Source organism: Pedobacter sp. (assembly GCF_039594775.1).
Lineage (GTDB): Bacteria > Bacteroidota > Bacteroidia > Sphingobacteriales > Sphingobacteriaceae > Pedobacter.
Genome location: NZ_JBCNMT010000001.1, coordinates 578,219 through 593,142, shown reverse-complemented (window position 1 = coordinate 593,142; position 14,924 = coordinate 578,219). Strand labels below are relative to the sequence as shown.

At 40.0% G+C, this 14,924-nt stretch carries 15 protein-coding genes; 5 read left to right on the top strand and 10 right to left on the bottom strand.

The window, feature by feature from the left end; translation table 11 throughout:
• Window positions 1–150 precede the first annotated feature (150 nt).
• Entirely contained in the window at window positions 151–606 is a 456-nt protein-coding gene (locus tag ABDV71_RS02720; protein WP_343530887.1) for a GNAT family N-acetyltransferase, read from the bottom strand.
• Between the two features lie 27 nt (window positions 607–633).
• A complete protein-coding gene (locus tag ABDV71_RS02715; RefSeq protein ID WP_343530886.1) occupies window positions 634–3,216 on the bottom strand; it encodes a phosphoenolpyruvate carboxylase in 2,583 nt (860 codons plus the stop codon).
• 343 nt (window positions 3,217–3,559) lie between these two features.
• Here ABDV71_RS02715 and ABDV71_RS02710 point away from each other — a divergent pair, with 343 nt between their 5' ends.
• The 3 genes from ABDV71_RS02710 to ABDV71_RS02700 all read left to right on the top strand — a co-directional run bounded on the left by ABDV71_RS02710 (window position 3,560) and on the right by ABDV71_RS02700 (window position 6,971).
• Window positions 3,560–6,061, top strand: coding sequence for a glycoside hydrolase family 9 protein (locus ABDV71_RS02710; RefSeq protein WP_343530885.1), 2,502 nt, complete (start codon window positions 3,560–3,562; stop codon window positions 6,059–6,061).
• Between the two features lie 104 nt (window positions 6,062–6,165).
• On the top strand, window positions 6,166–6,348 hold the full coding sequence (locus ABDV71_RS02705; protein WP_343530884.1) for a hypothetical protein: 183 nt from the start codon (window positions 6,166–6,168) through the stop codon (window positions 6,346–6,348).
• A gap of 47 nt (window positions 6,349–6,395) precedes the next feature.
• The gene (locus ABDV71_RS02700) at window positions 6,396–6,971 is read left to right on the top strand and encodes a DUF2911 domain-containing protein (protein ID WP_343530883.1); all 576 of its coding nucleotides are present in this window, start codon (window positions 6,396–6,398) and stop codon (window positions 6,969–6,971) included.
• Window positions 6,972–7,002: 31 nt separating this feature from the next.
• Here the strand turns inward: ABDV71_RS02700 and ABDV71_RS02695 are convergent, their stop codons facing one another.
• The 4 genes from ABDV71_RS02695 to ABDV71_RS02680 form a co-directional block, all read right to left on the bottom strand.
• Window positions 7,003–7,491 carry a hypothetical protein gene (locus ABDV71_RS02695; RefSeq protein WP_343530882.1) on the bottom strand — a complete coding sequence of 163 codons (489 nt, stop codon included), beginning with the start codon at window positions 7,489–7,491 and terminating at the stop codon, window positions 7,003–7,005.
• Window positions 7,488–8,069, bottom strand: coding sequence for a sigma-70 family RNA polymerase sigma factor (locus ABDV71_RS02690; RefSeq protein ID WP_343530881.1), 582 nt, complete (start codon window positions 8,067–8,069; stop codon window positions 7,488–7,490). The genes ABDV71_RS02695 and ABDV71_RS02690 overlap by 4 nt, the downstream gene beginning before the upstream one ends.
• Window positions 8,070–8,227: 158 nt before the next feature.
• Window positions 8,228–8,554, bottom strand: a complete 327-nt coding sequence (locus ABDV71_RS02685; protein WP_113660935.1) for a multidrug efflux SMR transporter — start codon at window positions 8,552–8,554, stop codon at window positions 8,228–8,230.
• Window positions 8,555–8,648: 94 nt separating this feature from the next.
• Window positions 8,649–9,215: a Crp/Fnr family transcriptional regulator gene (locus ABDV71_RS02680; RefSeq protein ID WP_343530880.1), complete on the bottom strand. Its 567-nt coding sequence runs from the start codon at window positions 9,213–9,215 to the stop codon at window positions 8,649–8,651.
• 128 nt (window positions 9,216–9,343) lie between these two features.
• Between ABDV71_RS02680 and ABDV71_RS02675 the strand changes: the two genes are divergently transcribed.
• On the top strand, window positions 9,344–9,703 hold the full coding sequence (locus ABDV71_RS02675) for a DUF6249 domain-containing protein (protein WP_343530879.1): 360 nt from the start codon (window positions 9,344–9,346) through the stop codon (window positions 9,701–9,703).
• 67 nt (window positions 9,704–9,770) lie between these two features.
• On the opposite strand, the gene ABDV71_RS02670 is transcribed toward ABDV71_RS02675, so the two are convergent.
• The 4 genes from ABDV71_RS02670 to ABDV71_RS02655 form a co-directional block, all read right to left on the bottom strand.
• A complete protein-coding gene (locus tag ABDV71_RS02670) occupies window positions 9,771–10,820 on the bottom strand; it encodes a DNA topoisomerase IB (RefSeq protein ID WP_343530878.1) in 1,050 nt (349 codons plus the stop codon).
• A 45-nt stretch (window positions 10,821–10,865) separates the two neighbouring features.
• Window positions 10,866–11,294 carry a hotdog fold thioesterase gene (locus ABDV71_RS02665; RefSeq protein ID WP_343530877.1) on the bottom strand — a complete coding sequence of 143 codons (429 nt, stop codon included), beginning with the start codon at window positions 11,292–11,294 and terminating at the stop codon, window positions 10,866–10,868.
• Between the two features lie 111 nt (window positions 11,295–11,405).
• Window positions 11,406–11,909, bottom strand: coding sequence for a DinB family protein (locus ABDV71_RS02660; RefSeq protein ID WP_343530876.1), 504 nt, complete (start codon window positions 11,907–11,909; stop codon window positions 11,406–11,408).
• Complete coding sequence (locus tag ABDV71_RS02655; protein ID WP_343530875.1) at window positions 11,869–13,098, bottom strand: HAMP domain-containing sensor histidine kinase; 1,230 nt, start codon at window positions 13,096–13,098, stop codon at window positions 11,869–11,871. The genes ABDV71_RS02660 and ABDV71_RS02655 overlap by 41 nt, the downstream gene beginning before the upstream one ends.
• A 298-nt stretch (window positions 13,099–13,396) precedes the next feature.
• Here ABDV71_RS02655 and gltX point away from each other — a divergent pair, with 298 nt between their 5' ends.
• On the top strand, window positions 13,397–14,902 hold the full coding sequence (gene gltX, locus ABDV71_RS02650) for a glutamate--tRNA ligase (protein WP_343530874.1): 1,506 nt from the start codon (window positions 13,397–13,399) through the stop codon (window positions 14,900–14,902).
• The last annotated feature ends 22 nt before the right edge of the window (window positions 14,903–14,924 follow it).

The following is a 14,924-nucleotide window of genomic DNA, read 5'->3' as shown; positions in this document are numbered from 1 at the left end:
AAGATCGATTCTACTCTTTGTCAAGGGATTTTTACAATTAAATTAAAAAGGAATTAGAGTGGCATTAAAGGGGCCATTAGAGCTTAAAAAGAAAATGCGCCTTGCTTAATAGCCAAGGCGCATTTGATGAAAGGGGTTCAATCTTCCTGATCAGGCAAGTACCATTTCGATATGCGGGATTTCATCTTCCAAATATTCTTCACTGTCTTTCACAAAGCCAAAGCTTTCATAAAACTTCTTCAGGTAAAGCTGCGCTCCAATCCTGATGGGACGTTTCCCATAAGTTTCATAGACTTTCTCAATGCTTTTCTCCATAAGGGTAATTCCTGCTCCAATCCCTCTGTATCTTGAATTGGTCAATACCCGTCCAATGCTCACTTCTGTAAAAGAAACTCCTGGCGGCACTATTCTGGTATAGGCAACCAGCTTATCGTTATCCCAGGCCATTAAATGGTGGCATTTTAAATCCTTCCCATCTACATCCTGATAATTACAGTGTTGTTCTATGATAAATACTTCACTGCGCAGGCTTAATATGGTATATAACTCTTGCTTGGAGAGTTCGTCGAAAAACTTATAAGTCCAGTTAAGTGTCGGTTTTTCCATTATATTTTTATCAAAATGAGGCATTAACTACGCCAAGTTTCTACCTGCATTCACAATTCCGTAAACGGTTCTAATGGCCAGTTTTTCGTATGCCTGTTGTTTCTCCTCACTCAAATCGTGCTGCAGCCTATCCAATGCAAAATGTTGGATCAATACTAATGGTAGGATGATTTTTTCACGCACCGCAATGGATTTCTTCTCTACCGGATAGTTTTCCATTAATGAACTGTGGCCTGTAAGTTTTAGCAACATGGTTTTAGAAAGCTCAAACTCGGCATGTAACTGTTTCCAGAACGAACCAAATTTAGGGTCGTTGGCCAAATAAGCGGTAATCTCGAAATCAGATTTGCTCATAGACATGATACAGTTGTCAATAATGGTTTTAAAGTAGCCCGACTGCTGATAGGTTTTTTGTACCTGCTCCCAATGGCCCAGGTCTTCCTGCGTTTTTAGGGCAGTGCCCACTCCGTAATAGCCCGGCACGTTTTGCTTTAACTGGCTCCATGAGGTTACAAAGCCAATGGCTCTTAAATCATCCAGTTTCAGCTTGGTACCTGCATTTCTCTTTACTGGCCGGCTACTAATGGTAATTTTAGATAACAGGCTTAGTGGCGAAAGTTTCTCCAAATATTCCAAGAATAACGGGTCGTTACGCAAAGCGATATACGAATCATAGCTGTCTTTTGCCATTTTGCTCAGGATATCGAAATTTTCCTTATCTAAAAGTACATTGTGTTTGCTTTTTACGCCCGAAGAAATGCCCGCGTTAATTAATTGCTCAATGTTAAAGGTTGCACTGTCTACAGAGCCATATTGCGAGCTAATGGTTTGTCCCTGTACGGTAAGCTGAATGTTCTTGTTGGCAATTTCTTTACCCATTGAGGCATAGAAACGGTGTGTTTTACCACCACCACGAGCAGGAGGTCCGCCCCTACCATCAAAAAATGCGAGTTGAATGTTATGTTCTTCTGCCACTTTGGTTAAGGCCACCTTAGCGGTAAAGATGGACCAGTTGGCCATTAAATAACCGCCATCTTTGGTACTATCAGAAAAGCCCAACATAATGTGTTGTTTCCCACCCCTTAACTCCAAATGTTTTTGATAGAAAGGATGAGTGTATAGTTTTTTCATGATTTCACCCGCTCCCGAAAGATCGTTAACGGTTTCAAATAAAGGCACAAAGTCAATGCTCAAACTGTCGGCCTCCCAACCGTTCCACAGGAACAGTTCCATCAACTGCAGAATATCGCTTGCCTGTTGGCAGTTACTAATGATGAAACGGTGGCAAGCCTGCTCGCCATTTTTCTGTTGTATATCCTTAATTTCAGCAATGGTTTGCAAGGCATCTTTAATCAGGTTATCCTGCTCGCCTGCGTAAATAATTTTGGCACTTCTTAGAGAAATGGCCTTTAGTTTCTCCTCTTCTGACAACTCGTTATAGTTGGCGTCATACAACGAATTAATAGGTTTCTGTGTCCTGCAATATTCGTGTACCTTGCGCAACACCCTACTGTCTTGTCTAATATCCAACGAAGCAAAATAGCAACGGTAAAGTTCTACTTTCCTTAATAGATCTTGCACAATGTTAACAAACAAGCCATCGTGGTATTGATTTAATATCTCAACAATATTGTTAAGATATTTAATGATTTCTTCGGAAATATCTTTTTCCTCTAGCGAAGAGTTAAAGGCATTTTCATAGAACACCTCCTGAAGTTTGTTGATGTCTTCTTCAACGCCCCTAAAGGTAATACGTCTCTTAATATTTCTAAAATCGCGATAATAGCACCTGAACAAGATCTGCCTGAGCAGCTTGGAAACCTCTAAAGTAGTTTGCGCCTCAACATTAGGGTTACCGTCTCTATCGCCCCCTGGCCAAAAGCCAAGTTCTATTACTTTTTTAGGGTCAATATGATACTCGCTCAATAATTGGTTTAATCCTGTTTGAATATTGGCTGCCGCGAAATAAAATACATTTTCCAGATACCATGCCAAGCTCATTGCCTCATCTACCGGTGTTGGCGATTTTTTATTGAAGAAAGGCGTTTTGCCCAACTGTTGCAGCAACTGGTTAATGGTGGTAATGTCGTTAGATTTAATTGCTGTTGTAAGGTCGTTGATGATTCCCAATACCGGGCCTGGATAAAACTGCGTAGGGTGTGCCGTGAGCACGAGCCTTAATGAAAACTCTTCTATCAAACGGTCAATCTTATCATGCAGGTTTGCATCGTCGTTGGCCTTTAAAAACAAGGCTCTCAGTGAACTCTGCTCATCACTTGTGTTCAATTTAGTGAAGGATGCGTCTTCAACGGCATCAAAAAGTACTACCTGCCTTTCAATGTACTGGATGAAACGGAACAGCAAATCGATGATGCTTTCCTCTCCCTTATCTTGAACGTACTTTTCGAAAAACTTCTCAATTAATTCACTCGGTTTTTCGTGGTTCTTAATCCCATCTTCACAGCTCTTGAAAAAAAGCGGCAATAGGGTTCCGGTGTCTTTAATTTTATAAAACGGAAGCGTTAGAAACAAACTGTTATACAGTTCGAAACGAGATACAACCTCGTTATTGAAATAATATTCGCGCTGACTGGGTTGATTTAATTGCATCCCGAAAAATAAGTATATTTAGTTTGTTACAGAAATAAAAATGGATTTTAACGAGTATTTTGATAGACTTTTAATCAAAACCTAAAGTTCTCTCTAAAAGCAGATTTGATTATGTTTGAAAAAAGTGTTACCTTGTACCTATGAAAGGTTAAACAAAAATCTTTTAAAAACATTACAGAACCTTATTTTGAGGTTTTTGTAAAAATTGTTAATTTTTTGGGATAGACACCCCTGATCAAAAATCGGGGGTGTTTCTTTTTTACACTATCCATTAAGCGCCTTTTCTATCTTCTAGGGGTTTTTCTAAATTTTAATCCTATTTTTAGTTGATCAATATTTAATCATGAGAACTTTCTTGCCATTATCCTTAGCTTTTACCTTGTGTTTTCTTGCCATTTTAGCCTTTAAACCTAAAGAGCAACAAAGTTGGGTAAGGATTAATTTGTTGGGCTACCAACCAAAGTCAATTAAAGTAGCCGTGTGGGCAAGCAAGGGCACTACAAACCCAAAAAGTTTTGAACTGGTAGAAAAAGTAAGCGGAAAAACCGTATACACTTCAAGTAATATCAAAACCTTTGGTTCTTATGGCCCTTTTACAAGCGCCGCTCGATTAAACTTCTCGGAATTTAAAAAGCCCGGGCGCTACTATATCAAAGTAGATGAAGTGACTTCCCCGGAAGTGATTATTGACGAAGAGGTTTATCAGAATACCGCTGATTTTGCACTAAGATACATGCGTCAACAACGCTGCGGTTATAATCCCTTTTTAAAAGACAGCTGCCATACCCACGATGGTTTCGTGGTTTATGGCAAAGAAGGTGGTATCAAAGATAGCACGCATTTTGACGCGGTTGGTGGCTGGCACGATGCGAGCGATTACCTACAGTATTCTACAACTACTGCTAATGCTGCCTATCACCTATTAATGGCTTATCGGGATTTCCCCAAAGCTTTTGCCGATCATAAACTGTCCACTGGCCTTGATGGTAAAAATGGCGTAGCCGATGTCCTGGACGAAGCCAGATGGGGTTTAGATTTTTTGATGAAAATGCACCCTTCGGCAAAAATCATGTTCAATCAACTGGCCGATGACCGCGACCATATCGCGATGCGGATCCCAAAGGAAGACAGCCAATATGGCAAAGGTTTTGAGCGCCCTTTATATTATATCGACGGCAATCCACAGCAACGAGGCAAGTTCATGAACGATACCAAGGGGACCAGTTCTACCGCAGCTAAGTTTGCCAGTACCTTTGCTTTGGCAAGCGAGCTATACCCCGAGGACAAAAATTTTACTGAACGGCTTAAGGAGAAATCGAAAACCGCTTATCAATATGCTCTCCGCAAAAAAGGAGTTACCCAAACCGCCTCTGTAAAATCGCCCTATATTTATGCAGAAGATAACTGGGTGGATGACATGGAACTGGCCCTTTCCAAAGTTGGACGTTTAAATGGCTACGGCGAAAAGGCACTTGATTCTGCTTTTTATTATGCACTTCAAGAACCCGTTACACCTTGGCTGATAAACGACACTGCCAAACATTACCAATGGTATCCTTTTATCAATTTAGGACATTATGAATTAGCCAAACAGTCTAATGGAAGCCGTAAACGTGAGCTGGTAGATTATTACAAACAGGGCATTCAACAGGTATGGAATCGAGCAAAAACCAATGCCTTTTACCGGGGTGTCCCTTTTATTTGGTGCAGCAATAACCTTACTGTTGCTTTTGCCATGCAATGCATGTGGTACAAGCAGCTCAGCGGCGATGGTACTTTCTCCGAATTGGAACAAGCCAATTTTGATTGGCTATTTGGCTGCAACCCATGGGGTACCAGCATGGTTTATGGCCTTCCTAGCTGGGGTGACACACCTACTGACCCACATTCGGCTTTTACGCATTTAGGCAAATATCCTATTGATGGCGGTTTGGTTGACGGTCCCGTTTATACCAGCATTTACAAAGGCTTAATAGGGATACAATTGACCAAACCTGATGATTACGCCGCTTTTCAAAGCGATTTAGCCGTTTATCATGATGATTATGGCGATTACAGCACCAATGAACCTACCATGGACGGTACAGCTTCTCTGGTTTATTTATTGGCAGCTTATGATAGCAGAACCAACAAGGAGTTTGCCAGCTACAACAAAGAATATGGAGCCATTAACCGTGGCGACATAAAAGAGAAACAATTGGCCATTGTTTTTACTGGCGACGAATATGCAGATGGCGGACAGAAAATCATTGCTGCTTTGGATAAGGAAAAAATCAAAGCTTCTTTCTTTTTCACGGGTAATTTTTATAGAAATGCTGCCTTTGCTCCTTTTATAAAAACAGCCAAGGCCAAAGGCCATTACCTGGGCGCTCATTCAGACCAACATTTATTGTATGCCGATTGGAAGAAAAGGGATTCGCTATTGGTCACCGAAAAACAGTTTAAAACCGATTTGGCGGCGAACTATAAGGCCATGGAAAAGTTTGGCATTGCCCAAAAATCAACGAAGTATTTTTTACCTCCTTATGAATGGTACAATCAAACCATTGCCAATTGGACCGATGACATGGGTCTAAAGCTGATTAATTTTACTCCAGGCACAAGGTCTGCCGCCGACTATACCTATCCAGAACTGGGAAAAGCATATCGAAGCAGCGACGAAATTTATCAGTCCATTATTGATCATGAAAAACAACAATCCTTAAATGGCTTTATCCTTTTACTGCATGTAGGTACCGACCCTCGAAGGAAAGACAAGTTTTACGACAAGCTTCCGCAGTTACTACAATACCTCAAACAAAATGGCTATAAAGCGGTTACTATAAATGAACTGTTGGGAAATTGATTTTCACCAATTATCGCATTAATACTTGATCAAGCTTGGCATTTTTAAAAACAAATGTGTTGTTTTTCATTGAAATAACTAACTTTGGCGCAAAAGTTTAAAAAATGAGTAATTCAGAAAATAAAAACAATTTTGATTGGGTTTGGTATGTAATTGGCATGTTGGCGTTTGTACTTGCTTTTTCTGCCGTTACCACACACATTGGCTACCTTTTCTTGGCTGCTATTATTGGTTTAATCTTCGGTGGCGTGTTCTTGAACAAAGTCGTTAAGGGAAGAGAGTACTAATAATACCCATATAAGAAAATCAAGATCCACAACCAATTTATATTTTGATGAAAAAAGTATGCTTATTGATGCTGCTTTTGATTGGAGCTTTTGTCGTACAGGCACAGAATGCTTCAGACAATAGCGCCATTAACTTCCCAAAAGTTGATGCAAGTCCGCTGGATGTGATTTATTTTCCCTTAAATACCACCAAGGCCAAAGAACCTGTTGACCCCGTAATACGCGTATTATACTCACGCCCTCAAAAAAAGGGAAGAGAGATTTTTGGCGTTTTGGAACAATTTGAAAAAGTTTGGCGCTTAGGCGCAAATGAAAGTACCGAAGTACAATTTTTCAAAACGGTTACTATTGGCGGGAAAAAAGTGAAAGCTGGCAGATACAGTATGTTTGCTATTCCTAGTAAAGACAAATGGACTGTCATCATCAACAAGCAAACCGACAAATGGGGTGCTTTTAGCTATGATGAAAAGAAAGATGTTTTAAGAACAGATATCCCTGTTGGGAAAACCGACAAACCCGTTGAAGCTTTTTCTATTACTTTTGTAGAAACTGCCGAAGGAGCTAATTTGGTAATGGCTTGGGACAATACCCAAACGGTTCTTCCCATTGGTTTTAAGAAATAAGAACAAATATCTAAATAAAAAGGGAGAATAATTATTCTCCCTTTTTTTGTACTTTCTTCATTCCTTTTCTCAAGAAACTATCCAAGTAAACCAATAGCAAAACGGCATTGGTAAATAATACAGTCCACAAAACGGCTGGACTTATGGCAAGGTCTAATCGTATCGTTGGTACTTTAAGTGTAAAATCTGGCGTCGCCATAGCAAAGGCATACACCAGTATACCAAGCAATACGATAGCAAAAAAACCACCGATAGCGTAAATGATTCTTTGGTCTACCTTGGTCTTTAAAGCTACCGGAGCAATTTCATTTTCCACCTGTTCCATCACTTTACGTGTAAACGACATGGAAGGCTCATCAATCTCCAAATGGACACCTAATTGCTGGTTTACCGCCAACAATTGCTCATATAAGCTTCTTATAGACTGGTCCTCTGTCAATTTCTTTTCTATTTCTGCTTGCTCTTTAGGCGTACAGAGACCATCAATGTAGTTCCAAAGTTGTTCTTCTTGCTTTGTCATATCAACTCCTTTACTTCTTCTTTTAACAAAAGTTGTAATTTTTCTTTTAATCTATGCCTTGCCCTGTGTAGTTTCACTTTTACTGTATTAGGGTCCATCACCAAAGCCTGCCCTATTTCTTCTAAGCTTTGCTCGCCCTTATAAAATAAGGTAATGATTGCTGCATCATCAGGTAAAAGCATCGATATGGCTTGGTTTAAATACTTATAAGTAGATTTTTTCTCTACGGTATCGGCATCAAAACTGTTATCGTTATTAGGCAACTGTAGCACATGCTCTTCATCATCTATGGAATTTGCATCTAACTTCTTCTTTCTTAAGTAAGTCATAGCTGTGGTATAGGTAATGGTGTACAGCCAAGTAGAAAATTTAGAGGTTTGCTTAAATGTTCCTAATGCTTTGTAAGCCTTAATGAAGCAATCTTGTGCAATCTCTTCTGCATCTTCCCTATTTTTAGCAAAGCGCAATGCCAGCGTAAAAACAAAACGTTGATGACGTTTAACTAAAAGCGCATAGTTGCCAGTGTTTCCAGCCAAAATGGAGTTAATAAGTGTCAGATCTGTTTCTACTTGCTGCATGCTTCACCGTATGACGCCAAGTTTTGATTAGGGGTTACAGCAATTTACATTTTTTTTGGTTATTTGTTGAGATTGGTTAATCGGTTATCTGATTAACTGTTTGGCGCATCGCTATACCTTTGACTAACCAATTCAACGATTTAAACGATTAACCTATTTTAATGTGAAACGGCTTTCAAGCCGATAATAGAACCTATTAGCGTAACGATAAAAAACAAGCGCCAAAAACTAGCCGGATCTTTAAAGACCAAAATTCCCATTAACACGGTACCTACCGCACCAATACCTGTCCAAACGGCATAAGCAGTACCAATGGGAAGGGTTTGGGTAGCTTTAATTAACAACAACATACTAATGGTTAGCGAAACCAAAAAGCCAACAAACCACCAAGCGGCCTCTGAACCACTTGTTTCCTTTACCTTGCCTAAGCATGACGCAAATGCGACTTCAAAAAGTCCAGCAATAATTAATATAATCCAGTTCATGATTTTTTAATTTGCTGCAAAAATCGATAGTTGGGATATCATTTTGTTTAACAAATGATAAAAAAGGAAAATGATGACAAGATAAAACAGGGAGCTACTTCATTGCGGCTCTAATTCTGCTCAAAGAAACCTGAGTAATACCCAGATATGAAGCGATGTACCCCAGTTGCACTCGTTTTAAAATATCGGGTGAATTAGCAAGCAAATCATGATAACGTTCGGTAGCCGTTTTAAACTGTAGGTCCATAAAGCGTTGTTCGGCCTTTAGCAACTCATATTCGGCAAACTTTCTGCCCCAATTGGCAATATGGATATGTTGACGATAAAGTTGCTGTAGGTCCTTACTCGAAATACGATAAAGTATTGCATTTTCGAGCAGCTCTATACTCTCGTAGCCTGGCTTATCTTTAAAAAAGCTTAAATAAGAAAGCATCACGTCGCCCTCCTGACCAAACCAAATGGTGGTTTGTCCTCTCTGGTTCTCACAAAATGCACGGGCAATCCCTTCTTCAATAAAATATACGTAATGCCCAATTTTTCCGGCCGAGATGATTAGCTTTCCTTTAGGCTCTTCCATACGCTGCAAACGGGACAAAAGCAATTGCTTTTCCTCTACGGGTAAAGGTAAAATTGTATCTATTTGACTAGAGATGGTATTCAATGTTATTGCTTTGCACGCCAATTTAATTTTTTTTGGCGAGAGTGTAACCTATTTTTTTTTGCCGTTGTCATAACACACAGAACACGGTTCACAACAATTGAAATGTTTAACAAAAAATTATAAATACCATGATAGGAGAATTAGTACCGATTGTATTGTTTGTTGGTGCGTTTGCATTAGTTTTTGGCATCAGATATTTCTTGAACAAAGAAAAAATGGCCATGATAGAAAGGGGGATTGACCCAGGATTGAGAAAATCAACCCCAAAACCTTTTATAAGCTTAAAGTTTGGCTTGCTTATGGTGGGCGTAGGTTTAGGGCTATTAGTAGCATTATTTACGGTCAGAGGTGTATTTGGCCCACGGATGACCAACGGTGAAGAAGGACAGGCGGTAGCAGTTTACTTCGGCAGCATTTTCATTTTCGGGGGACTGGGGCTAATCACCTCATATGCCATCGAGAAGAAATGGTTGGATCAACAACCTTAAACAACACCTCAGTATATGATTAAACTTACGAAGCTTTCGAAAGCTTCGTAAGTTTTTTGTTTTAGCCCTATTTCTTTTTCTGCTTTACCGCCTTCAAAAACTGAATAAGCATCGCTTCATCATTTTTAAGTGCTTTTTTTTCATCCTGCTCTTCTATAGCGATACGTTTTAGATAGCGCTGCAGCTCTCCATTTTCAAATGCTTCCAATAACATTGGATAAACATAGGCGCTCTTACAAACCGCTCTTGTATTTCCCAATTTTGCAGCCACACAATCTAAGGCTGTAACTACTAGTTTCTTCGCAGATACTTCTGGATTTTCACTGGCGCAAATAGCCAATTGGCGCATGGCTTCCAAAGTTCCGCCCCAAGTCCGGAAATCTTTTGCGGTAAAATCATCTTCGGTAATTTCTCTAATGTATTGATTGATCATTCCAGAATCTACCGCTTTGCGCTGATGATCTTTTGTATAGAATTGGAACAAATCTTGGCCCGGAATATCTTTACACCGCTTCACTAATTTGATCAATCGCCTATCTGTAAGGCGTATTTCCTGCTTAACTCCTTTTTTACCAACGAAGCAAAGGAAAGTTCCATTATTTTTATGCTTAACGTGTTTGTCTTTCAGCGTGCTTAAACCATAGCTATTGTAGCTTTTCTCATATGCAGCAGTACCAATTCTGATCAAGGTATCCTGCAAAACAGCTACACAAATGGCCAACACTTTCCTTTCATCTAAATTTTTCCGTCTTAAGTCCTTTTCTACTTTTTTTCTAGCCTTTGGCAGGGCCTTACCAAATTCCAGTAATCGAAAATATTTATGATCGGAACGGCGATTAACCCATTCTGGGTGATAACGGTATTGCTTACGCCCTGCCACATCAACCCCAACGGCCTGCAGATAACCGTTCTTTTTAGGCGAAATCCAAACATCTGTCCATGCAGGAGGCAATACGAGCTTTTGAATACGTTCTAAAGCTGCGCTATCTGTCACTTTATTGCCCCTATCATCTTCATAATTGAATTTGCCAGGCTTTCCTTTACGATATATCCCGCCTTTTTCTGGGCTTACAAAAACTAAATGACTATCATTAATGACATCAGCTGTGCTTACCATATTTCTCGTTTATGGCAAAACAAAGAGGTTTTGAAATAGTTTGAATTAGGATTGAGGTTTAGGCAATATAGCCACCGTTAACCGGCTCACGCAATTCATCTTTCCTTTATCAGTATAAAGCTTTATTTCCCATAAATGCGTTTTTCCACCGATATGCAAAGGTTTACAAACACCTTTCACAAAACCTGAACTTACAGGTCTAATATGATTGGCGTTTACCTCCAAACCTACAGCAATATGCTTGGTAGGATCAATACACATATAAGAAGCGATGCTCCCCAAAGTTTCGGCCAGTACCACCGAAGCGCCTCCATGTAAAATCCCTGCGGGCTGATGAGTGCGCTCATCAACAGGCATGGTAGCACACAAATAGTCTTCACCAACTTCTGTAAATTCTATACCCAGCAGTGCGCCGATATGATTTTTCGGACGGCTATTCAACATTTCAGGGGTAAATTCCTTGAACCAAATCATATCATTAAGTTAAAAGTAAAAATTCAAAAGGCTCATGAACAAGTTAAGGTTGCCGTTTAGCAATTTCTAACTTTTTAATATTGCAACCTTTAAACCTTACAACAATCTCATTTACAAATACCTATCTACAATCACATTCTGGTGATGCATCACATGCCCAGCCAAAATAAACACCAATGCTCTCACTGAAATTTCATTGCCATTGGCATTACCAAATCTGTCCAATTCATCTTCATTAAGAGATTCCAGCAAAAACATGTTCGATTTTCTTAAAGCGATGAATTCCTCACATAAACTTTCTAGGCTGCGATCTTTAAAATGGGCATTGGCCACATATTGGTCTTCGTCAAACCCCGGAATAGGGGCTTTCTCACCCCTAGCAAAACAGGTTAAACGAAAAACCATGATACGTTCGGTATCTATAATGTGCCCAAACATCTCTTTAATGGTCCATTTGCCCACGGCATAAGCATAATCTGCTTTATCTGCATGATTGGTTACAAATTCCGTAAAGGCTTTGGCCTGTGTGGATAAAATTTCCAGTACATCTCCATCAACAAGGTCAATATATCCCTTATACCATTGTGGATAATCCTCTATTTGTGGTCGGTTCATATGTAATACTACTTTTTAGAACAATTCTGAAGGTTGTGCCTTTTCCTAGCTCCGAGTCTTTCACAAAGATTTGTCCTCGATGATAGTTTTCTACAATTCTTTTAGTTAAGGTAAGGCCTAAGCCCCAACCCCGTTTTCTGGTGGTGTAGCCTGGCTGAAAAACGGTATCAAATTTGGAGCGGGGAATCCCTTTTCCTGTATCCGTTACATCAATCAAAACTTCTTCTTTTGCCAAGTTTTCAATGATGTTGATGGTGATTGTCCCATCATTATCTATCGCATTTACGGCATTTTTGAGTAAGTTTTCTATCACCCAATCAAACAATGGTGCCGACAGCATAGCTCTTACTTGCGTATCACCCGTAATTACAAAATTAATCTTATCGGAAGCACGAACCTTAAAATACTGTACAAAATTGTTGATGATAATGTAAACGACGTGATCTTCTAATATTGGCATGGAACCAATTTTAGAGAAACGGTCTGCGATGATTTCTAATCGCTGAATATCGTTTTCCATTTCGGCCACCAGCGGGTCTTCTTCCGCATCGAATCGTGTTTTAATCAGCTCCACCCAAGCCATTAGTGAGGATATGGGCGTTCCCAATTGATGGGCCGTTTCTTTGGCCATCCCCACAAATTCCTGATCTCTCTCTGCCCTTCTTGCGGCGCTAAAACCCACATAAGCCGTAATTAAGAAAAGTGCAATTACACCCAATTGGATGTAAGGAAAGTACCTTAACTGGGTTAAAATATTAGAATCTTTATAGTAAGCAATAAGTGCCTCTTCGTTAATCCCTTTCATTTTGGCAGGCTTATGCTGCTCTTTCATCTTCTGCAACTGCTTGGAAAAATATACCGAATCGTATTGTTTTGATTTGTTGTCGGGATATAGCGTTTTAGTGGTATCCAAACCATCCCACAAATAAATGGATCCATCGGTTCTAGTGATGATCACATCCATTTTATTATTCTTCTTAATGGTTTCAAAAACGTCGGTCAACTGCTCGTTGTCATACATTTTCATTCTTTGCTCGGCGACCTTAATCCAAAGCAAAAACTGAGTACCTTCTTCCCGCTCCATTTTTTGCACAAAAAAATTGGTGTAAGCTACCGACGCAAAACCAATCACCCCTGCAAACACCAATAAAAACAGCTTCCAACGCTTCTTTTTCTGATACGGATTCATTTCTTAGCCAAAATACAATATCAGAACGGAAAAACCTCAAAACCATTATGCTTTTTCAAAAAGCCGTTATCTATCATTTTAAAAGCATAAGCGCTTCATCGCCTATGAAAACAACACAAAAACAGATGAAAAACATATCTTTGTGGCGCACTAAAAGTTATTGCAGTTCCATTCATTCTTCGTCATGCTGAATTTATTTCAGCATCCGTTAGGTTAGTCGACCCTGAAATAAGCTCAGTGTGACGCACTTAGGATTGGTTTTAGCTTAACAAACTTTTAGGATTACAGAAATACAACGATGAGTAAAGAAGTTAGAGTAAGATTTGCGCCAAGCCCAACCGGAGGTTTGCATTTAGGGGGCGTTAGAACAGCCCTGTTCAATTACCTTTTTGCAAAGAAAAACAACGGAACTTTTATTTTAAGAGTAGAAGATACCGACCAAACCCGCTTTGTGGAAGGCGCGGAACAGTACATTCTAGATTGTTTGGAATGGTGCGGTATTGCTCCTGATGAAAGCCCTCAAAAACCTGGAGCCTTTGGTCCTTATCGCCAAAGCGAGCGCAAACCTACTTATCGACAATACGCGGAGCAACTGATAGCTAGTGGTTACGCCTATTACGCTTTTGACACTGCCGAAGAACTTACGGCCAAAAGGGCGGAGGAACCTAATTTCCTTTACGGGCAAAAAACCCGCATGCAAATGCGCAACTCACTTACCTTAACCCAAAGTGAAGTAAGTGAGCTACTAGCTCAAAATGCACCTCATGTAATCCGAATTAAAATGCCTACTGATGAGCAGGTAACTTTTACCGATATGATCAGGGGTGTAGTAAGTTTCGACACGAACCTTGTAGACGATAAAGTTTTGCTAAAGGCAGATGGCATGCCTACTTATCATTTAGCGGTGGTAGCCGACGACAAAGCCATGGAAATTTCGCACGTATTTAGAGGCGAAGAATGGCTCCCTTCTGCTCCGATCCATTTGTTACTTTGGAAATATCTAGGCTGGGAAAACGAAATGCCTGCTTGGGCGCATTTGCCGCTGATCCTTAAACCTGATGGCAATGGTAAATTGAGCAAAAGAGATGGTGATAGACTTGGTTTCCCTGTTTATGCCATGAACTGGACAGACCCAAAAACTGGCGATCTAACCAAAGGCTTTAAAGAACTTGGCTTTATGTCAGAAGCATTTGTAAATCTGCTGGCTTTGTTGGGCTGGAATGATGGCACGGACAAAGAGATATTTACGTTGGAGGAATTGAAAGCTGCTTTTTCGGTAGAAAGGATCAGTAAAGCTGGAGCAAAATTCGATTTTGAAAAAGCAAAATGGTTTAACCACGAATGGATCAAGCAATCGCCAATTAGCCGTTTACAGGCTGACGTAAACGACCTTTTAAAACAAAATGGCATTGAAGCGGATAACGAAAGACTTGCCTCGGTAATTGAATTGATAAAAGATAGATGTACATTGTTGCCTGATTTTGTGGCACAAAGCGCTTACTTCTTCGTCAGTCCATCTGAATATGACTCTGCAGCAGTAAAGCCTAAATGGAACACCGACAAAGCCGCATTTTTTGAGGAGTTTGCAAATACCTTAAATATTGAGTTGAGTGCTTTAGACTTGGAAGCAAGCTTTAAAGCTTTGGCCGAAGCAAAAGGCCTAAAACCTGGCGAAGTAATGTTGCCTTTGCGTATCATGTTGGTGGGCGGCAAATTCGGTCCAGGCGTATTTGATATTGTTAAACTTTTAGGGAAAGAAGAAACCGCAGCTAGAATAGCAAAAGGAATTGCAGCCTTTGCATAAGCGAACAAAACAGCCATACGAA